General features: G+C 63.3%; 25 protein-coding genes and 1 pseudogene. 11 read left to right on the top strand and 15 right to left on the bottom strand.

Annotation, left to right across the window (positions count from 1 at the left end):
• Positions 1–132 precede the first annotated feature (132 nt).
• The 5 genes from EV656_RS08790 to EV656_RS08810 all read left to right on the top strand — a co-directional run bounded on the left by EV656_RS08790 (position 133) and on the right by EV656_RS08810 (position 2979).
• The gene (locus EV656_RS08790; protein WP_132602414.1) at positions 133–468 is read left to right on the top strand and encodes a hypothetical protein; all 336 of its coding nucleotides are present in this window, start codon (positions 133–135) and stop codon (positions 466–468) included.
• Positions 469–544: 76 nt separating this feature from the next.
• Positions 545–910 (top strand): helix-turn-helix domain-containing protein, encoded by a 366-nt coding sequence (locus tag EV656_RS08795; RefSeq protein ID WP_132602417.1) that lies wholly within the window; start codon positions 545–547, stop codon positions 908–910.
• 3 nt (positions 911–913) lie between these two features.
• A complete protein-coding gene (locus tag EV656_RS08800; RefSeq protein ID WP_243695691.1) occupies positions 914–2221 on the top strand; it encodes a type II toxin-antitoxin system HipA family toxin in 1308 nt (435 codons plus the stop codon).
• 96 nt (positions 2222–2317) lie between these two features.
• Positions 2318–2536: an AbrB/MazE/SpoVT family DNA-binding domain-containing protein gene (locus EV656_RS08805; RefSeq protein ID WP_132602420.1), complete on the top strand. Its 219-nt coding sequence runs from the start codon at positions 2318–2320 to the stop codon at positions 2534–2536.
• Positions 2533–2979, top strand: coding sequence for a type II toxin-antitoxin system death-on-curing family toxin (locus EV656_RS08810; RefSeq protein ID WP_132602423.1), 447 nt, complete (start codon positions 2533–2535; stop codon positions 2977–2979). Before EV656_RS08805 ends, EV656_RS08810 begins: the two co-directional genes overlap by 4 nt.
• 25 nt (positions 2980–3004) lie before the next feature.
• Here EV656_RS08810 and EV656_RS08815 read toward each other — a convergent pair whose 3' ends face one another.
• On the bottom strand, positions 3005–3325 hold the full coding sequence (locus EV656_RS08815; protein WP_074218293.1) for a type II toxin-antitoxin system RelE/ParE family toxin: 321 nt from the start codon (positions 3323–3325) through the stop codon (positions 3005–3007).
• Positions 3312–3557 carry a type II toxin-antitoxin system ParD family antitoxin gene (locus EV656_RS08820; RefSeq protein WP_074218292.1) on the bottom strand — a complete coding sequence of 82 codons (246 nt, stop codon included), beginning with the start codon at positions 3555–3557 and terminating at the stop codon, positions 3312–3314. The genes EV656_RS08815 and EV656_RS08820 overlap by 14 nt, the downstream gene beginning before the upstream one ends.
• A 250-nt stretch (positions 3558–3807) precedes the next feature.
• Here EV656_RS08820 and EV656_RS08825 point away from each other — a divergent pair, with 250 nt between their 5' ends.
• The 4 genes from EV656_RS08825 to EV656_RS08840 all read left to right on the top strand — a co-directional run bounded on the left by EV656_RS08825 (position 3808) and on the right by EV656_RS08840 (position 5572).
• On the top strand, positions 3808–4086 hold the full coding sequence (locus EV656_RS08825) for a type II toxin-antitoxin system CcdA family antitoxin (RefSeq protein WP_242468959.1): 279 nt from the start codon (positions 3808–3810) through the stop codon (positions 4084–4086).
• Entirely contained in the window at positions 4086–4382 is a 297-nt protein-coding gene (locus EV656_RS08830; protein ID WP_132602429.1) for a CcdB family protein, read from the top strand. The genes EV656_RS08825 and EV656_RS08830 overlap by 1 nt, the downstream gene beginning before the upstream one ends.
• A 334-nt stretch (positions 4383–4716) precedes the next feature.
• A complete protein-coding gene (locus EV656_RS08835; protein ID WP_132602432.1) occupies positions 4717–5025 on the top strand; it encodes a type II toxin -antitoxin system TacA 1-like antitoxin in 309 nt (102 codons plus the stop codon).
• Positions 5015–5572 (top strand): GNAT family N-acetyltransferase, encoded by a 558-nt coding sequence (locus EV656_RS08840; protein WP_132602435.1) that lies wholly within the window; start codon positions 5015–5017, stop codon positions 5570–5572. The genes EV656_RS08835 and EV656_RS08840 overlap by 11 nt, the downstream gene beginning before the upstream one ends.
• A 182-nt stretch (positions 5573–5754) precedes the next feature.
• Here the strand turns inward: EV656_RS08840 and EV656_RS08845 are convergent, their stop codons facing one another.
• The 3 genes from EV656_RS08845 to EV656_RS08855 form a co-directional block, all read right to left on the bottom strand.
• Positions 5755–6051: an MIT C-terminal domain-containing protein gene (locus EV656_RS08845; RefSeq protein ID WP_274610531.1), complete on the bottom strand. Its 297-nt coding sequence runs from the start codon at positions 6049–6051 to the stop codon at positions 5755–5757.
• Positions 6052–6151: 100 nt separating this feature from the next.
• The gene (locus EV656_RS08850) at positions 6152–6928 is read right to left on the bottom strand and encodes an RES family NAD+ phosphorylase (protein ID WP_132602438.1); all 777 of its coding nucleotides are present in this window, start codon (positions 6926–6928) and stop codon (positions 6152–6154) included.
• The gene (locus EV656_RS08855) at positions 6888–7268 is read right to left on the bottom strand and encodes an antitoxin Xre/MbcA/ParS toxin-binding domain-containing protein (RefSeq protein WP_132602442.1); all 381 of its coding nucleotides are present in this window, start codon (positions 7266–7268) and stop codon (positions 6888–6890) included. The genes EV656_RS08850 and EV656_RS08855 overlap by 41 nt, the downstream gene beginning before the upstream one ends.
• Positions 7269–7326: 58 nt before the next feature.
• On the opposite strand from EV656_RS08855, the gene EV656_RS08860 reads away from it, so the two are divergent.
• The gene (locus EV656_RS08860) at positions 7327–8577 is read left to right on the top strand and encodes a head-tail joining protein (protein ID WP_132602445.1); all 1251 of its coding nucleotides are present in this window, start codon (positions 7327–7329) and stop codon (positions 8575–8577) included.
• Positions 8578–8771: 194 nt separating this feature from the next.
• Positions 8772–8915, top strand: a pseudogene (locus tag EV656_RS16780) (transposase); the annotation flags it as partial.
• Between the two features lie 15 nt (positions 8916–8930).
• On the opposite strand, the gene EV656_RS16785 reads toward EV656_RS16780, so the two are convergent.
• The 10 genes from EV656_RS16785 to EV656_RS08910 form a co-directional block, all read right to left on the bottom strand.
• The gene (locus EV656_RS16785; protein ID WP_242468978.1) at positions 8931–9392 is read right to left on the bottom strand and encodes a hypothetical protein; all 462 of its coding nucleotides are present in this window, start codon (positions 9390–9392) and stop codon (positions 8931–8933) included.
• Between the two features lie 116 nt (positions 9393–9508).
• Entirely contained in the window at positions 9509–9874 is a 366-nt protein-coding gene (locus EV656_RS08870; protein WP_132602451.1) for a DUF6804 family protein, read from the bottom strand.
• Positions 9875–10104: 230 nt separating this feature from the next.
• Complete coding sequence (locus EV656_RS16790; protein ID WP_132602526.1) at positions 10105–10350, bottom strand: MIT C-terminal domain-containing protein; 246 nt, start codon at positions 10348–10350, stop codon at positions 10105–10107.
• Positions 10334–13333, bottom strand: a complete 3000-nt coding sequence (locus tag EV656_RS08880; protein WP_132602454.1) for a type I restriction endonuclease subunit R — start codon at positions 13331–13333, stop codon at positions 10334–10336. The genes EV656_RS16790 and EV656_RS08880 overlap by 17 nt, the downstream gene beginning before the upstream one ends.
• 32 nt (positions 13334–13365) lie before the next feature.
• A complete protein-coding gene (locus tag EV656_RS16540) occupies positions 13366–13710 on the bottom strand; it encodes an SWIM zinc finger family protein (RefSeq protein WP_165918972.1) in 345 nt (114 codons plus the stop codon).
• Entirely contained in the window at positions 13707–14999 is a 1293-nt protein-coding gene (locus EV656_RS08890; RefSeq protein WP_132602460.1) for a restriction endonuclease subunit S, read from the bottom strand. Before EV656_RS08890 ends, EV656_RS16540 begins: the two co-directional genes overlap by 4 nt.
• Complete coding sequence (locus EV656_RS08895; RefSeq protein ID WP_132602463.1) at positions 14996–17020, bottom strand: type I restriction-modification system subunit M; 2025 nt, start codon at positions 17018–17020, stop codon at positions 14996–14998. Before EV656_RS08895 ends, EV656_RS08890 begins: the two co-directional genes overlap by 4 nt.
• A 160-nt stretch (positions 17021–17180) precedes the next feature.
• Positions 17181–17870: an RES family NAD+ phosphorylase gene (locus EV656_RS08900; protein WP_425057173.1), complete on the bottom strand. Its 690-nt coding sequence runs from the start codon at positions 17868–17870 to the stop codon at positions 17181–17183.
• On the bottom strand, positions 17867–18280 hold the full coding sequence (locus EV656_RS08905; RefSeq protein WP_132602469.1) for an MbcA/ParS/Xre antitoxin family protein: 414 nt from the start codon (positions 18278–18280) through the stop codon (positions 17867–17869). Before EV656_RS08905 ends, EV656_RS08900 begins: the two co-directional genes overlap by 4 nt.
• Positions 18281–18355: 75 nt before the next feature.
• Positions 18356–19108 (bottom strand): BrxR family transcriptional regulator (locus EV656_RS08910; protein ID WP_132602472.1); only part of this gene is annotated, 753 nt, incomplete at its 5' end.

Raw genomic sequence — 19108 nt, forward strand, 5'->3', positions numbered from 1 at the left:
CGGCGTGCCTGTCTTGTGTTGCCGTTGTCCGTGATGCGGGCATGCGACACCCGGTCCGGAAAACGGGCGCACAGCTTGCCAGGGCCCGTTTTCGGCAGAAAATCCCATTGAAGGTTTTCGAAGGAGGATCCCATGGACCAGGCCGGGACCAACCTGATGATCCGCCAGGCGCTGGCGCGCCACCAGGCCGCGCTTGACGGCTGGGTGCGCCAGGTGCGCTTTGCCAGGACGGCGGGCGAGGCGTTCCGGGCCGCCTCCCGCCAGCCCATTCCGCCTTCGCTCATCGCGAGCCTGCGTGTGCTTCATGGAAATCCCGGCCGGCGCGCCCGCACGGAGGTCGAGGCGGCCCTGGCCGGTTGGGTCGAGGCGCTGGCGCCCGATGATCCACATCTGCCCGAGATGATGCGCGCGACGCGCGGCCATTTTCCGGACATCTACCGCAAGCTCGAGGCGCTTCGCCGGGGATGATCCCCGCGGATTGTGATTTTCTCTAAAGTCCGATATAGAGGACCGAAAGGTATTTTCAGTCCATCAAGAGGGACTTATGAAGAGCCTAAACGTAGAGAAAGCGCTCCACTCCCTGGGATCGGACCTGCGCACGGCCCGGATCCGGCGGCGCATATCGGTCGATGACCTGGCGCAGCGCGCAGGCATGAACCGGAAAACCCTCATGCGTCTCGAGAAGGGGGATGAAGGCGTCTCGATCGGCGCTCTGGGGCGGGTCCTGCTGATCCTGGGGGAAGAAAAGCGACTGGCAGATCTCCTGGATCCCGGCAAGGACGAAACGGGTCTGCTGCTCGATCAGGAACGGCTTCCTTCCCGCGTGAGATCCCGGCGCGATCCGATCACGCAGGAACAGCAGGTCGAGGATATTCCGGAAGACGACGACGGTTACGGGATGGGGTTCTGAGCCATGGCCAAGACATCCAGGATCGTGAACGTGACGATCGGCGCCCGGAACATGAATGTCGGCACGCTTCGCTTCGAGTCCGACGGCCGGCGCCAATCGAGCGCCTTCGAGTATGACTCCGCCTGGCTGTCGTTCGAGGGTGGTTTCGATATCTCGCCATCCTTGCCGCGGCAGCCGGGCCCCTTCTTCTCCTCCGGAACGCGCGACAACCCGCGCGCCGCCTTGCCCGGCGTGATCTCTGATGCCACTCCGGACAGCTGGGGGCGCAGTCTGATGCGCTCCGCGCTTGGCAATGGTCTCACGGAATTCGACTACCTGACCCTGTCCGATGACCGTACCCGTCAGGGCGCCTTGCGCTACCTCGACGAGGACGGCCGCCAGATGGCGGATCCGGACAGGCCGCTTGCCCGCAGGACATTGCCCCTGGAGCGGCTGCGCGCGCTCGCGCTGGCCTATGATCGCGATCCGGCCCGGGCGGAAGCGGAGGCGGCGGAGCTGACGGGGGCGGTCGGCTCCCTGGGCGGCGCGCGACCGAAGGCCAACGTGATTGCCGAGGACGGCCTCTTCATTGCGAAATTCACGTCGGAACGGGACGGCAAGCCGATCGAGCAGGTCGAGGTCGCCACCCTCAACCTGGCGCGAGATGCCGGCCTGCGCGCGTCGGCGGCGCAGCTGGCGCTCGGCAATACCCGGCATCCGGTGGCCCTGATCCGCCGCTTCGATCGCCGCGGCGATCGCCGGATTCCCTACATGTCGGCCCGGACCGCCCTGGGCGGCGTCGAAAGCGGGACCTACGACGAGATGGCCGAGGTCATCCGCCGGATCTCGAAAGACCCGCGTGCCGACCTCGAGGAGCTTTTCGGCCGGATCGCGTTCACCATCCTGGTGGCCAATACGGACGATCACCTGAAAAACCACGGCTTCCTCTACCTCGGGGACAACCGCTGGGGGCTTACGCCCGCCTTCGACATCAACCCGCAGCCCGATCGCCAGCGCAGCCTGGAGACGCCGATTTCCGAGCTGAGCGGCCACGACGCCTCCATCGAGGCCCTGATCGAGGCAGCGTCCTTCTTCGATCTCGGCGAAGCCGATGGCATTCGCATTGCCGGACGGATCGGCGCCGTGATCCGGGACAACTGGCGCGGAAGACTGGAAGAGCAAAAGGTGAGCGGCGCCCAGGCACGGCTTTATGAGCCCGCCTTCCTCAACCCCGAGATGGAGGTCCTGGAGAAGATCGTGGAGGGCCGCTTCAGGAAGGCCGAGACGCCGCCCCGGTCCGACCAGTCGCCCGGTGGGCCGGGAATACCTTGAGAGAGGGGGCAGTTATTCGCATCCGGCCTTGCGCGCGCTGCGGGGCGTGATACATAGTGTAATACATCTCCATGACCGCAACTCGGAGGAACCCCCATGCCCCAGATCCGTAAAGTCGGCAATTCGCTTGGCGTGACGATGTCGCGTGAGGCCCTGGCCAAGGCCAACCTCGGAGAGGGCGACGAGGTCATCCTGACGCCCGTCCAGGATGGGATCCTGGTTTCCGCGGCCAGTTCGGCCCAGGCGCGCATGCTTGCGGCCGCCATGGCCGACATGGACGCGCGGCCCGACACTTACCGAAAGCTGGCCGAATGAACCTGCCCGACAAGGCCACGCTGCTCGTCTTGCACGATGCCCAGATCCGCCGCTTCGGCGGCGCGCCGGGCCTGCGCGACGAGGGGCTGCTCGACAGCGCGATCGGGCGCACGCAGACGGCGATCGGTTACACGGAGATGGACCCGATCGAGGCCGGCGCCATGCTGTGCCATGCGATCCTCAAGAACCATGCCTTCATCGACGGCAATAAGCGAACCGCCTACGGCTCCCTGGTGATGACCCTGGCCGGCAATGGCTACCGCCTGGAAGCCAGCGACATGGAGATTGCCGACATGATCATCGCGGCCGCGGCCTCCTCGGAGGGGCATGAGGCGATCGATGCCTGGGTGCGCGCCCGGGTGGCGCCGGACCAGACCTACGGAATCCTGCATGCAAGCGATTGCGAAGAAAGCCCGTCCGAGGACGGCCTGCCGGAGCCCTGATGCCAAGCCTTCCGCGCGGGGATCTTCATTGGTCCACCGCCCTCAGGATCGCTTGCCAGTCCTGCCCTGCACCAAGGATACGCAAGATGACGAGGCGACCTTCCTCGATCCGGTAGATGATCAGATGCTCAGCGCTTGGATGGATGCGGACAGGCGGATCGAACTCCGGACGTTCGCGTGCCATCTCCGGCATGAAGAGCAACCGGTCGAAGGTATCTTCCAGAATGTCGGTATAGCGGTCGGCCTGCACCATCGACCACCGCTTCGCCGTGTAAAGCCAGATGTCTTCCAGGTCGTTCCGGGCGGCCGGTGTCAGCCGGTAGGCGGTCAGACTACTTGCGGGCATGCTGCTCCCGCATCCGCGCCTTGAACGCCTTGAAATCGAAGGGCTCGGGCGCGCCGCTCTTCACACCCTCGTCAATCGCGCCCTGCAAAGCCTCGATCGCCTGTGCGCGCTCCTGGTCACGACGAATGAGGTGGCGCACATAATCGCTCGTATTGCTGAAGCTGCCGTCCTTCAGCCGCGCTTCAACCCAGGCCTTCATCGGATCGGGCAGAGACACATTCATCGTTGCCATGGGTCATCCTCCTTCAACCGAAAATCGTATCATACGCTGACAAGGAATGTCAAAATCCCTGGCAAGGCTTGCCATATTTTGGGTCGACAGGAAGCGTCGTGATTGCAGAATGCCGGGCCCCAAAGACGGGGGCGCGGAAGCCCACGGCCAGGGTGGCGTCGAGGTTGTCGCGCAGGGTTCTGCAGGATTTCCCGCCGGCGGCAGTTGTCAAGTATTCCTTGACGAGTGTCTCTTGATGTGAACATTTCGGATGTGTATTATTCGTGTGTTCCACGAGGATTCCATGCCGCAAGCCACGTCTGAAAAGCAGCGCACGAACGTCACTCTCACCGCGGCCACCTTGGCTGCCGCGCGAGAATTGGGCCTGAATGTCTCGGCCATCAGCGATGCCGCGCTTGCCGCGGCCGTTCGCAAGGCGAAAGCAGACGCCTGGGCCGAGGAAAATGCCGGCGCAATCGCAGAGCGGCGCGCCTGGATAGAGGCGAATGGGACGCCCCTGGCTGAGCTTCAGGTATTGAAGATCGACTGATGGCGCAGTTCCAGGTTTTTCGCATTGCCGGCGGCAGGCTTGTGCTCGATCTCCAGACGGATCTGATCGAGACCGGCACACGGGTCGTTGCACCGCTCGTGCCGTCGGAGACCGGCCCGACGGCCATCGGGCGCCTTGAGCCGGCCTTCAAGATCGATGGTTCGGCATACGTCCTGCACACGGCCGAGATGGCCGCAATTCCATCGGCGCTGCTCCAGGGGGAGCCACTCGCAGACCTTTCCGAGTTCGATTACGAGATCCGCGGCGCCCTCGATATGGTGTTTTCCGGCTTCTGATCGCTTCGTGCATCCGGTCGCGCCGATGGTCCGGAAAATGAACGAGGAGCTGAATGCGAATGGCCGCCCGGGTATCAGGCTTTGCGCCGGGCAGGAACCCGCGGCCTGATCTGCCCTTCGGTCCGGGCTCCGGCGCCATTCCGGAGACCTGCCCGATCAGGCCAGGTCGTCCTTGCGGAATAGCGATGGAAAGCTATTCAAGCTTGGCGCCACATGCTTTGATAAGGGGCGGTGGTTGTTAAAGGCTCGAACGATGACGATGGCCCCGACCAATAATGATCGTTGACATGTACGGCGTTTTGCCGTACATGAAAAAACTCTAAGGAGGCTGGCCATGTTCGCCATCGAGACTGTGAGCCCGACCCCGGGCAAGATGGAAGCGCGCAAGGAATTGCGCATGCACCGCGCGGATGAAGAGCGCATCAAGGCCGCTGCTGCTGCAACCGGCCTGCAGGAAGCCGACTTCATTCGCCAAGCGGCCCTTCTGCGCGCACAGGAGGTCGAGCAACGTGTGTCCCTCTCTGTCTTGCCCGCTCAGGCATTCGATGCATTCAAGGCAGCCGTCGAGGCGCCCGGTCAGGTCGTGCCCGGGTTGGCTCGTGCCGCGGAAGCGTCGAAGGGCCTCCTGAAGGATGCCGGCTGAGACCGCGGCGGACGCGCCCGCTCTGACAATCGCAAAATTCGACAAGGCGCTGCATGATCGCAACGCCTTCTCTTGCGGTTTTGGACCCATCGACAACTTTCTGAAGTCGTCGCTCTCGGAGCAGATCAAGACCGGAATGGTCGCTGCGTGGATTGCCACAGCCGGCGACGATCCTGCCGTGCTGGACTTTTACACTCTCGGCGCAATGGCCGTCCGGGCGGATCTCGGCCCCAAGAAGTGGCAACGCGCTGGCATTCCAGACATCCCTGTCATCTACATTCGAGCGGTTGCGGCGCGTGAAGACATGCAGGGCAAAGGGCTCGGAACCGCCCTCGTCGTGGACGCCATGCGGCGCTGCCTCGGGATCGCCGATCAGATGGGCGCTGCGGCCATCGTCCTCGATGTGCTCAAGGACGATCACTTCGACCGTCGCTGGAACTTCTACGAAGAGCTTGGCTTCCGGTCGCTCGGCGACCCCGAGAACCCGCAGCGCGTCTTCATTCCGATGGCGAACGTGCGCGCGACGCTTGGTCGTCGCTTACGATAGCGCCGCATCGATTACCCCGCGCACATCCGTGCCGACCCAAGCGAAACACGGGAGCCGGGCCGTCCTCGCGCGACGTCTTTCCGCTCTCCGCGACGACGCGGGCCGCCGCAGCCTGGATCTCGACGGACGGGAGCTGGGCCGCGCTTGTCGAGGAGGGGGAACGGTCTGCCATATGTCGTCCTTCAGAATTTCTGATGAAGATCTGGGCGCGGCCCTTGATCGACCGCTTTCGCCCCTTCCCTGAGATAGGTCACCTCGAAGGCCCGAACGGGGCGCACCTCCTGGTGACGGCTGGCCGGCGAGAAGCCGTTCATCAGATCGACGCGCTGGATCACGTCCAGGCCTCGGTCAAGCAGGATTTTCCAGCCTGTATCCGTCACGAGGTGACGCGCGTGGATCGCTCCGGTCCCGTCGAACTGGCCCCTGAATATTCCCCATTGTTTGCCACCATCAACATCTTGCTCAGGCGGCGTCCCCAGCCGCCCGAACCGCGCGCTGGAACATCAGGATCATCAGCATGTCCCGCGCCTCCTGGTCCTGCATGAAGGCGTTGCGCATCGCGTTGTCGCGCTGGAAGGCCTACCGGGCGCGGGGGCGGTCCCAGAGCATGCCGGCAAGGCGTGGGTCCGGGGCGAAGCTGTCCTTCGGGAACTCGAGCCCGAGGCGCGGATGCTCGCGCAGCGCCTGCGCGCCGGTAGGGCCGATCCGGATGCGCCAGGCCTGTCGTTCGACCGGCTGCGGTGCGGCAAAGGCACGGCAGGTCAGCACGGCAAGGTTCGCGCCCCGGGCAGGATCGCGGACAGAGGCGTAGCGGATCACCTCGGCACCGATCTCGCGGGCGTCCTCGGCCAGATCCTGGCAGGCTGCGAAGTCGGTGAGGTGGGTCCAGACAACATGATCGGTGGCCAGTTCCCCGGCCGTCAGGTCGACCGCCACAATCGTTGCGACCGCCGCCGAGAAGGCGGTGTATTCGGCCGCATCGTCGGGAAAGGGCGTCTCCGGGCTCTCGGCGTAGAACAGAAAGCGGTAGAAGACCATTTCGGCTGCCGCCGTCTCGGGCGCCTCGGCCCCGTACCAGACGCCGGGCGTCAGTCCCGCCCGGCGAAACCGCGATCCTGCCGGATAGGGGCGATAACGGAAAGGCGTGGCCAGCAGGTAATCGAGCGCGCGGCATTCCTCCGGCAGGGGCGGCTTCGTGGCCTCGAGGATCTCCTCGAGGGCCGCCTGTTCGGCGAGGCTGTCGACAAGCTTCAAGGTCGAGACCCGGTGCTGGGCCTCGACGAACCGCCATGCCGGGCCCGCGTAGGGCCGCGTCTCAGAGCGGAGCGCGTCTTGCGTCCAGATAGGTCGTGACATCGACAAGCCCCTGCACCTGCGCCATCCGCTCCACGGGCCGTGCCGCGAGCGCCGTGTTGGGAGCGGCCAGCCAGCGTCGAGCCACCGCCTCGTCCCCCCCGGTGATCGCGTCGAGCGAGCGGAAGGTCCGCACAAGCAGGGCCGCAAGCTCGAAGGGCTTCGAGCCCGGCTCAAGCAGGCTTTCGCCCCGTTTCCAGCGCGACACGGTTGCCTCGGAGACGCCGACGATGTCGGCCAGTTGTCGGCCAGAAAGGCCAAGTCGGTCTGCCGCTCGCAGCGTGGCCTTGGTCAGCACGGCACCAGCCTCGGGACTCCGGGCGATCTGATGGGAAAGGGTCATGGCTTTCTCCTATCTGAGGAAAGCATAGTATCACTTCCTTTCTGAGGAAAGAGGAAACATGCCGGATGCCCTCTCCGCCGCGCTTACGGCGCTCTTCGCTGATCCGAACATCGGCCGAGACGCGGTCTACATCGCCGATGGCGGCGTGCCGGTCCTCGTGCGCATCGTTACCCGGCGTGGCGATGCCGTCACCGACTTCGGCAACGCCCGTCTCTGGACTGAGGGCAAACTATCTTTCCGACGGGTTTTCCCCTATATTCGAAAAGAGAGCGCAGACCGAGGATGGGGTGATGTCGAGCAAACCGGAAAAGGACCTTCTTCGTCCGCTGCTGATCGAGATCTGGGAACGATTTCATCCTGCCATCCTGTGGTGGGCCGACAAGCGTGCCGCGACGGATCCGGGCAACATCCACCTTGTCTACAAGGAGCTTCTGTCCGGTCCGCGAGGTGCGATGGATTACGCGGCTCGATTGAGGCCGTTCCTGTCATCACCGGCCAGGTAAAGGCGATGCCTCTCACCGCATTTCAGTACGAGCTCATGCGCCTGCTGGCTTCCAGCAAGACCCGATCCGCTTACCTGGCGGGGGGGTCCATCTCCTCTTTGGAGGGACGACGTTTTTCGGATGATATCGATTATTTTCACGACAGCGCCGCCATCACCGTGAAAACCTATGAGATCGATTGCATTATCCTGTCCGAGAACGGGTATGTGGTGACGCCGATAACGGAGACGCCCGGTTTTGTACGCGCTGTGGTTTCGCGGGGCACAGATGCCGTCAAGGTTGACTGGGCGCATGAGGCGGCCTGGCATTTTTTCGCTCCCGTCATGGATCCGGAGTTCGGATTCCGCCTTCACTGGGCCGACGCTGCGACCAACAAGATCCTCGCTTTCGCGTCTCGCAGGGAGTCGCGGGATGTTTTCGACGTCCTTCAGTGGCATGAAACCCGCCTCCCCCTCGGTATTCTGATCTGGGCGGCCAGTGGAAAGAATGCCGGCTTGCCGCCCGGGTTGATCCTGGAGGAGATCAGGCGGAATGCACGAATCTCCCCGGGCGATCTTTCCGTGTTGAACGTCGAGGGTGGCGTGGACCCGGTTGATATCGCGAAGCGGTTCCGGGAGGCGGTCAGGGAAGCGGAAGCTCTTCTCGAGGTTCTTCCTCCGGAAAGCGCCGGCCATCTGTTCCTGTGCCCGGATGGGACTCCGACCAAGCCGGACCTTGGGTCTGAGGCGGCCCTATCAAGACGGATCGCCCCCACCCTCGGAGGGCTTATGCCGGTCCTTCACGATGAAATTCCGACCCCAGATTGACGCGCTGGCCGCCTTCTGCCGGGAGACGCTTGCCCGGCTCGGGCGGTTGGAGCATCAGGGTCATCAGCATGTCCCGCGCCTCCCGATCCTGCGTCGTAAAGTAAACGGTGTTCATCCCCCACCTTCCTGTGATTTTCCGGTTCTGCGAGTCCGTTCCCGTTGGAAGACAGGGGAGGAGTTTCTCCATGGAGACTATGACGGAGTTTCTCAGGTCACTTGGCGTGGTGATCTACGAGGACGGTCGGCGGCGCTGGCCGGATGAGGTGAAGGCGCGGGTTGTGGCGGAGACGCTGCGGCCGGGGGCCGCGGTGAATGCCGTTGCCGCAAAGTATGAGCTTCGGGCGAACCACGTTTCAGAATGGCGGCGCCTTCCCAAGGCGCGCCTCCGCGTCGGCCCGATCCATCCGGACCCCTGGCTCGAGGGCGCGGCGGAACCGGGCAAGCGCCTCCCAATGCGCGTCCAGGTCCGTGCCGGCCTGGAACCGGTCCGCCACCTCCAGCGCGTCCAGCATCCATCGGGGGAGGCGCCGAAGCCCATCGGACCCGTCGCCCGAGGTCTCGAGGATCGCGCCGGTCCGGTGCGCGATCTCCTTGCGGCCCGCCCGTACCCAGTCATGGGTGAGGCGGAAATCGGGGCTTCCGATCTGGCCCACGACGTCCGTGCGCAGGGTGAGATCCACCAAGGGGGGGAGGCCAAGTGCATCCGCCGTTTCCGAGGAGAGAGCGCTCAGCGTTTTATGGGACAGGCGGATCCGGTTCTCTCCGATTTCAACCTCATCCCCCGCCGTCTCGGCGGTGGTCCGCAGCTCCGCCAATGCGCACCTCGATTTTTCCCTGTTTTCCGCTCATCAGGGCTGGTTTGGCGGCCTGAAGCCCCCGGGAGTCGGCTTGCAGACCGGTCTCTGATTCATGGCGGTTAATATCCGTTCAATCAGCTGTTTGCGATGCGCAGCCTGTAATGGCCGATGAAGGTCGCGGCCACCACAAGGTCGATCACCACCCAGGCCAGCTTGGGCAGAAAGACCGGAAGGATCGGGTTGAACAATACTGTGATGGCCCCAAAGATCCAGCAATACGAGTTCGCGCTCCGACCGTGCAGGTCGTACTCCTTCCAGGCCAGGAAGATCGATGTACCCGCAACCAGCCAGCGCAGCCCCATGTAATAGACATAAGGCAGTGGAAGGATCGCCAGGACCAGGGCGCCGGCGGGTACGAACCAGATCCATTCCGACAGGTCCGCGCCTGGGCGCAGTCCCCGCGGCGTTGGCCGGTATCGATCGTTGCTGAAATCCCCCATCGTCGCTCTCCTTTCAAATATCTACGCGAAAACGTCAGGCGGTCGGCGCCTTGCGGCAACGCTCAAGGCATAGGAAAGATCACGGCCAAACCCAATGGGGCGCAAGGTGCAGGTTATTGCGAGCGTCGCCAGCCGTCCGAACCACGCACTGGAACATCAGGGTCATTACCATTTCCCGCACCTTCTGGTCCTCTATGTAGGCTGCAGGGATCGCGTCGCCTGCGGCAAACTCATGCTCTCAGATAGGTCACCTCGAAGGCCCGAACGGGGCGCACCTCCTGGTGACGGCTGACCGGCGAGAAGCCGTTCTTCAGATTGACACGCTGGAACACGTCCCCCCCCCGGTCAAGCAGGATCTTCCAGCCTGTATCCGTCACGAGGTGACGCGCATGGATCGTTCCGGTCTCGTCGAACTGGCCCCTGAATATTCCCCATTGTTTACCACCATCAACATCTTGCTCAGGCGGCCTCCCCAGCCGCCCGAACCGCGCGCTGGAACATCAGGGTCATCAGCATGTCCCGCGCCTCCTGGTCCTGCATGAAGGCGTTGCGCATCGCGTTGTCGCGCTGGAAGGCCTGGATCGCGCGCCGCATGAATTCGGCATCGAAACGGGGCCGGACATCGTTCGGCGGGTTGTTGCGCAGCATTTCCGCCCAGGTCTCGTCATCCACGATTGCCGTGTTCACCGCCTCGAACCGGACATAGTCATCCTCGGTGAAATTCGTGCCGTGCCGCTGGTTGAAGGCCTCGATGATCTCCGAGAGTGTTGCCTGCTCCTCTTCCGTGTAGGGGTTGGCGCCGAACCGGTCGATGGGCCCGAGCGCGGCATCCGCATCGGCCGGAAGGGACGCATCCCGGGCCTCGCCTTGCCGCTCGAGCCGAAAGGCGGCCAAGGCCAGCATGTCGTCGGTCACGTCCTCGCCCTGGGGCGCCTGGCGTGTGGGCAGGATGCGCTTCAGCCAGGAGCCGTAGACATGGAGCTTCTCGAGCTCGGTGTCCTGCAGGTTCACGACCTGGCAGATGAACGAGTAGAACCGCAGGAAGGAGTTCAGGGTCTGCCGGAACTCTTCCTGATCATCCTCGCCCAGCAGGTCGTTGAACCGTTCCACGGCCTGCCGGACGATCCCTTCCAGGACCGGGCGCTCGTCGGCGCGCTGGCGGGCGTGCAGGAAACGCTCGACGAAGCGGTCGATCTCGTCCTCCTGCAGAATGCCGAAGGCCATCAGCCGGGCGTGCAGGTTGTAGACCTGGTTCGGATCCGACACGTCCTCGAGATGGGTGACGTTGTAATAGGGCTTGAACGCCTCCTGGATGTCGGAAATCTCGTTCCGGAAATCGAGGATGAAAGTGCGCTCCTTTCCCGGAAAAGTCCGGTTGAGCCGGGCCAGGGTCTGAACCGCCTGGACCCCGCTCAGCTTGCGGTCGATATACATCGCCACCAGCTTGGGCTGGTCGAAGCCGGTCTGATATTTCTCGGCAACCACCAGGACGTTGTAGACGTCGCCGTCGAAATGCCGGGGCAGCTCCTTCTCGCCGATGCCGTTGATCCCGACCTCGGTATAGTCCTGCCCGTCGACAGTGACCTCTCCGGAAAACGCCACGAGCGCGCGCATGTCGCCATATCCATGCTGCTCGATGTAGCGGGCTATGGCCCGGTGGGTCCGGATCGCATGTTCCCGGCTCGAGGTCACCACCATCGCCTTGGCCTGGCCATTCAGTTCCGGCAGGACGTGCCGGCGGAAATGCTCCACGATGACGGCGGCCTTCTGGTCCATCGCGGTCTCGTGGAAATCGATGAAGCGCGCAACCTTGCGGGCCGATTTCCGCTCCAGAAGCCGCGGGTCCTCTTCGATCGCCCTCTCGAGCCGGGCATAGGACTTGTAGGTCTGGTAGTTGCGCAGCACGTCCAGGATAAAGCCTTCCTCGATCGCCTGGCGCATGGCGTAGAGATGGAATGGCGCAGGGCCGTCCGGGCCCGGCCGGCCGAAGCGCTCCATCGTCACGTTCTTCGGCGTTGCCGTGAAGGCAAGGTAGGAGAGGTTGGCCTTCGGACCCCGCAGGCGCTGCATCTCCAGGAGCGCGCGCTCGGTCTCGTCGATTTCCTGTTCCTCTTCCGTAAGCCCGCCCTCGGCCAGGACCCGCGCCATGCTGTCGGCGTGCTTGCCGGACTGGGAGCTGTGCGCCTCGTCGATGATGATGGCGAAGCGCTTGCCTTCCTCGTTGCGGATGATCGACAGCTGGTCGGTCGAGAACTTGTGGATGGTCGAGATGATGATCTTCGCACCATCCTGGATCGCCTCGCGCAGCTGGCGCGAGGTGCCGTCGATGGCGCGCACGTAACCGGCGGTCTGGCTGAAGCTCTTCACGGTTGCCTGGAGCTGGCGGTCCAGGACCACGCGATCTGTCACGATGATCACCGTGTCGAAAACCGGGCGATCCTCCTCGTCATGCAGCGTCGCGAGGTGATGCGCCGCCCAGGCAATCGTGTTGGACTTGCCGGAACCGGCGGAATGCTGGAACAGGTAGTTCTGCCCCGCGCCTTGGAGCCTGGCATCGGCAACCAGGGCGCTCACGGCATCGAGCTGGTGATAGCGCGGCCAGATCGTCATGCGCTTCACCCGGCCATCGGGCTGCTCCACCTCGTCGACCAGGACGAAACGCTGCAGGATCCCCAGGAGCACCTCCCGGGAGAAGACCGCCTTGCGGGGCGGGAGGTCCCGGTAGAGATAGGCGATGCGGAATTCGCCCTCGACATCGGGGTTGCCGGCGCCGCCTTCGCGGCCGCGGTTGAAGGGCAGGAACCGGGTCTGGCCGTTGTTCAGATGCGTCGTCATCGACACGTTGTCCTGGTCCAGGGCGAAATGGACCAGGGCACCGCGCTTGAAGCTCAGGAGCGGCTCCCCGTTGGGCGCGCGGTCCCGGCGATACTGGGTCTCGGCCGTCTGGTAGGTCGACCCGGTCAGGGTGTTCTTGAACTCCATCGTCACGATGGGAATGCCGTTGACGAAGAGCACCGTGTCGAGCGCGTTCTCGCTGCGCATCGAGTAACGCACCTGGCGCATCACCGTCAGGACATTGCCCTCGTAGGCCTTCACCAGCTTCGCGTTCAGCCCCGAGGAGGGTTTGAAGGCGCAGAGCGCGATCTTGATGCCCGGAACGATGGTGATCCCCTTGCGCAACACCTCCAGCGTGCCCACGGCCTTCAGGCGGGCCTCCACCTGCCGCGCCAGGGTCTCGCGGGTCTTGCCCGGGTATTGCTCCCCCAGCTTCTTCCAGGCGTCGGGCTGGGTGGTGCGCACGAATTCCTCGATCATCTCGGGGTCGAGGGCGGTCTTGCGGTCGAAGGCCGTGTGCGGGCGTTCCCGCCAGCCCTGGAGCGCCACGAGCTGACCTGCGAAATGCGCCTCGACGGCTTCTTCGGTGTGGAGCTTGTCGCGGGACAGGGCGGGGAAGGTCATGAATAATACCTTTCGCAGAAATGCCGCGTCGATCAGTTGCTCAAGACGCGGGCGAGTTTCTTCTTTGCTGCGGTGATCGACTTCGCGATGCGTGCCTTTTCACCTTCCAGGGCGGCTAGTTCGCCGAGTGCTTCATCGACGTCAGTCCCCTCGAGCATGGACGGGATAGTTTCGATGCGATCCAGATCGCCACCAACCACACCTTCAGGCTTGCCGAGAAGCAGCCCGAGGCGGTGCTTGCAGGCTGTGTTGTTCTGCCCGGCAGGACAAGAGCAGGTGCAGGTCAGATTGTTCTCCGTCCTGGCGATCTGCACATGATAAATCTCGCCCGTCGAAGATGAGACGACGTCGAAGTTCAAGCAGGGAAACTGGGTCAACTGGACATCTCCTCTTCGATCCGGTCGAGTGTGGCCGAGGTTGTGCCGGCCTTGCCGTAGGTGGCCACGTCGATCTGGCCGGTGACGGCGGCGGTGATCAGGGCGGAGCGGTATTCTTTGAGGCGGTCGATGGATGCCATGATATTGGCGCTGACCTTTGCATTCCTCTGATGCGCGTTCTGAATGTCGGAGACGAACTTGTCCTGTTCTTCGCGCCTTACAGCGGGAACAGGTAATCTACCAACGATCGCTTCATTTAGGTTCTTCATGGTCGTTCCAACTGCGTTCAGATCCAACCATTCCCGTGACCTGCGACTAGAAACGATCAAGTAAATATAGGATGGGTTATGCCTTGGATGGACACGAAGTCGTAGGCACCCAGTTCCACAAATGCTATCGCCGAGTTCATCATCTACAACTGCGCACCTACCGAGATCGCCGCGCCTTCCCATCAGAACATCGCCGGGTTTGAGGCGCCAATATTGCAGTTCTCGAAACTTTTCGTCCGATAGTGTTACGCTCGCATCAGGGGTTATCCTTCCCTTGCCGATATGTGCGGGGTTCAGGATTGGTATCCCACCTTCGACATATTCGTCCTGTTTGATGGCAGATCCAAAAGGTCCTGTTGTGATCGAGAGCGTGAAGTTTTTCAGACGACTTGCTCCAAAAAAGTTGAGTAGATCGTCAATGGTAGATTGTTGCTTTGCGGCGCGTTTCTCCTCCAGCACCTCCACCAACCGCTGCTTTTTCTCGATCAGCAGGTCTATTCTTGCGGTCTCACGGTCCAGAAAGTCGGCGATCTGGCGTTGGGTCGCGAGGTCGGGGAACGGGATGGCGATATTACCGACAGTCTCTGTGTTCAGATTTAGTTGTGTTCCCAACTTGCCCAAACCAGAGAAGCATTCCCGCGCCTCAAATATCCAATAAAGGAACTTCTGCGATTCCAAGGGTAGATAAGGGAAGTAGACAAACCCATCGTGAATGCATGCTTTTATGTCGTTAATGCAAGGTTTGCCGACCGACCCAGCAATCGACAGGAATAGTTTGCCACGGTCAAGTTTTACGCTCTTGGAAGATCCAAGCGTGGACAGTCTTTGCGTTGTAGAGGTGAGAAGACCATCGGAAGCGGTGACGTCGCTGATCCGAACCCATGCATATTCGCCATTATCGTCGAAATAGATCGGATCGTCGATTGGTCTGGGACTCGCGCCCCGCATGACAGGCGAAATGGTCTTGATGCGCCTTGATACCCAACCGTGCGGCAATGAGTGAAACCAAGCAACTGTCACTCAACCACCTCCTGCAGCAGACCTGCAATTTCTGCTTCCAGCGCCTTCAACTCGGCGTCGATCTCTTCGAGCGGTCTCGGCGGCACGTATTTGTAGAAGTAGCGGTTGAAGTTGATCTCGTACCCGACCCGCCCGACGCCGCCATCTTGGGCGTCGGTGTAACTCTCATCCACGAAAGCCTCGGGGACGAAGGACAGAACCTCGCGCTGCACATAGGCGCGCCAGTCCTCGTTCAGCGGAACCAGTTCGTGATCGCGCAGATCGGTGTCGGGTTCGGGGTTGCCGTTCTTGTCGGTGCAGACCTCGGCATCCTCGTCGCGTTCGGACAGGGCAGACAGGATCGCCTTCTTGACCGGCGCGCCGATCTTGATGCCCTTGCCGCGGAGGGCTGCGGAGAGCGCCTTGTCGAAATCCTCGCGGTTCATCCATCGCTGACCAGCGGGCAAGCCATCCTGCACCGCCTCCAGCACGCGGGCCTGGTCCTCCGGGGCAAGTTTCTGGAACGGTTTCGCTTCGCGCAACGCCTCCAGCGCCTCGGGCGTGGCGGCGAAGGCGAGCTTCAACGGCCGCTCCACCCGGATTTCCCGGTAGCCGAAATCCGCCGTGTCGAAGATCTTCGACACCTCCGAATAGCCGCTCTCCCCGTTCAGGAACTCGCCGTAGATCCGCACGATCTCGGCCCGGGCCTCGTCGGGGATGAAGCGCCGCTTCGAGCCCAGGGACTTGCGCATCGAAGTCCAGAACGCCTCGCCCGAAGCATCGATCAACTGGACCTTGCCCCGGCGCTTTTCCGGCTTCCGGTTCGACAGGATCCAGATATAAGTCTGGATGCCGGTGTTGTAGAAGATGTCCGTGGGCAAGGCCACGATCGCCTCGACGAGGTCGTTTTCCATCATCCAGCGCCGGATCTCGCTCTCACCGGAACCGGCCCCGCCGGTGAAAAGCGGCGAGCCATTCATCACGATGCCGATGCGCGAGCCGTTCCCGTCCTCCCGCATCTTCGAGATCATGTGCTGCACGAAGAGCAGCTGGCCATCGGAGATCCGTGGCAGCCCCGCGCCGAACCGGCCCTCGTAGCCCATCTCCTCCGCCTCTTCCTTGATGGGCGCGGCGTATTTCTTCCAGTCCACCCCGTAGGGCGGATTGGAGAGCATGTAGTGGAAGGTCTCGCCCCGGTGGGCGTCCTCGGTCAGCGTGTTGCCATAGGCGATGCGCGAGGCATCGTGGCCCTTGATCATCATGTCGGACTTGCAGATCGCGAAGGACTCGCCGTTGAGCTCCTGCCCGAAGAGATCGACATTGAGGTCCGGGTTCAGCGCCTTCATGGCCTCTTCCGCGACCGACAGCATGCCGCCCGTTCCGCAGGCCGGGTCATAGACGCGCCGAATGACCCCTTTCCCGGAAAGCGCATCCTCGTCATTGGCCAGCAGCAGGTCGACCATGAGCCGGACCACCTCGCGCGGCGTGAAATGCTCCCCCGCGGTCTCGTTAGAGATTTCCGAAAAGCGCCGGATCAGCTCCTCGAACAGGTAGCCCATTTCCAGGTTGGAGACCCGTTCGGGGTGCAGGTCGATCTGGCAGAACCGGTCGAAGACCATCCAGAGCGACCCCGCGTTGTCGAGCTTCTTCAGGACCTCGGTCATCTCGAACTTCTCGAGGAAGATGTCCCGGACATTCGGGCTGAAGCCCGCGAGGTAATCGACGAGGTTGGTCCGCAATTCGCCGGCATCCTGCTGGCGAAGCGTCTCGAAGGTGAACCGGCTTTCGTTGTAGATCTGCCCGCCGGCATTGGCCGCCGCGCCAAGGATCATCATCCGGGCCGCCTCGTCGGTTTCCTCGGGCAGGGATTCCGCCGTGGCCAGCACCGCCTCCTTCGTGGGCTCAAGCAGGCAATCGAGACGGCGCAGGATCGTGAAGGGCAGCACGATCTTGCCGTATTCGGACTGCTTGAAATCTCCGCGCAGCAATTCCGCAATCGACCAGATGAAGGTGGCGTTGGTGTTGATGGTCTCCTGGCTCAAGGCCGGTCTCCCTGAATGTAATGCCTGTTGCCGGCAGCTTTCGATAACCTAGTAGTTGAAAGGGAACGAAAGAATCCCCCTCCACGAAAAACCTGTGGATAGAGATGCCGCAGCCGTGCGGTCACGGCCCCATTTCCGATGCTCGATCCGTCTTCCAGGGTCATGAGACGCGCCAGACCTCCCCGCTGTCCAACTGCTTGACGTAATCCACCGCCTCGCCGTTCCAGTGATAGGCGAAATGCGCCCCCTGGGTCGGGATCGGGATCACGTCGGGCCAGAAGGCGGCGATGCACCGGCCATCGGGATAGCGGATGCTGGGCCAGGTGATGCCGTTCGACCCGGCCGCGCGCCGCTCGGCCCCGAAGACCTGGGAGGCGCGGTAATCGTCCGGATCAAACAGGTCGGCGCGGCCGGCGACGTCATCCAGATCGGCATCGACGGCCCCGATCAGTTCGCGGAACTGCGACGTCCAGCCAGGCGCCTCGTTCGTGGCGCGCATGAAGCGGGCGTGGTGGTGGATGGTTTCGGCAATGGCGACCTCGGTGCGATCGCCGGCGTAGTAGAGGCCGAAACTGCCGTCCGAGAACCGCCCCGGCCGCAGGGGCGAGCAATGGACGAAGGGCGCCATGACCCAACTCGCACCGGGGCCGGTCACGCGGCGGGCGACAGGCACCTTGGAGAGATCACCGATGCTCTCGCGGATGCGCGGATTGAACTTGGCCTCGGCCGAGGCCAGCGCCTCCCAATCGGCGGGGTCGGCAATGTCTTCGAACAGGTCGATGGACGGGTGGATCGAGCGGATGATGCGGACAGTGCGGGGCCATGTCACGCGGCGGACGGGGATATTCACCAGTCACCCCGCTCGGCATCCAGATAGGCCCGCAGGTCGATCAGGTCGGTGATCTCGCCGCGCATCATGATGTCGAGCGCGCTCTGCCCGCCGAAGGCCTCGTTGGGCTTGCGGATCCACGCATAGCCGCGTGCGGGGTCGATGAAAAGGTACCGCAGGGCCTTGTGAATGCCCATCAGGATCGCCATGCGCGCACGGAGGTCACGATCGATGCGACCGATATCGCCGGCCTTCCAGCGCGCCCAGGTACGCTGGGCCATGCCCCCCAAGAGCACGCGCGCCTCGCTATCCGCAAGGCCCCAGGCGCGGAACAGGTTGAGGGTGGTGCGTGCCAGCGCTGCCGCCTCCTCGTCGGTGATGACGGGAAGGTCGGGGCGCGCGGCGATCGGATGGATTGTGGCGAACTGCATGGCCGGTCTCCTTTGGCATTAATATAGTCTTGATGTGCCAAAAGGCAACGACAGTCCGTTCCTTCAGGAAAGGCTTCACGCCCCAAGCGCCGCCATCACCTCGTCGCGATTGACCAACACGATCTGCTGGTCCCGCGGCGCCCGCGCGTCCGGATCCGTGTCCAGCCCAAGCCGCTTCAGCGCGTAATAGAGCAGCGCCCGGCGCACCGGAATCCGCGCCACGCCCGCCTCCATCGCGTAATCCATCTCGAAAACCCGGGTCTGCGCCTCGGAAAGGCCGGGATGCGGCGCGATCACCAGCTCGATCTCCTCCTGCCAGGCCCGGTCCTCGGTGGGGGTGCTTTCCGCAGGGCCGCACTCCCGGGCCTCGAGGATCCGCGAAAGCAGGAAATCCTTGAACACCCCGTCGCGCCAGCAGAAGGCCCGCGCATGCCAGCGGAACCCGTCGAAGGCCAGAGCATGGGGCTCGATGATCCGCGCCCCCGGCTCCGGACGCGACATCGATTGGTAGACGACCTCCAGCGCCAGCCCACCCGTGATCGCCCCGTAGACCTCGCGCAGGATTTCCGGAACGACGCCGCGCGCCGGCAAGGGCGCGCCGGCCACCGCGGGCAAGGGCGCGATCCAGCTCTCGGCCGGGGGCAGCAGCCCCGTCTCCACCGCCTGTAGCTGGTTCAGGAACCCGCCCGCGTCGGGCCGGTAGAAGCGCGGGCGGAAATTCTTGCCCCGCCGATAGCACTTGGCCTTGCGGTCGTAGACCAGGTTGCTCTTGCGACCATCGAGATAGGTGTTGATGTCGGCCGAGGCCTGCTGCTGGGACAGCCCGAA

This window comes from Rhodovulum adriaticum, assembly GCF_004345735.1.
Classification (GTDB): domain Bacteria; phylum Pseudomonadota; class Alphaproteobacteria; order Rhodobacterales; family Rhodobacteraceae; genus Rhodovulum; species Rhodovulum adriaticum.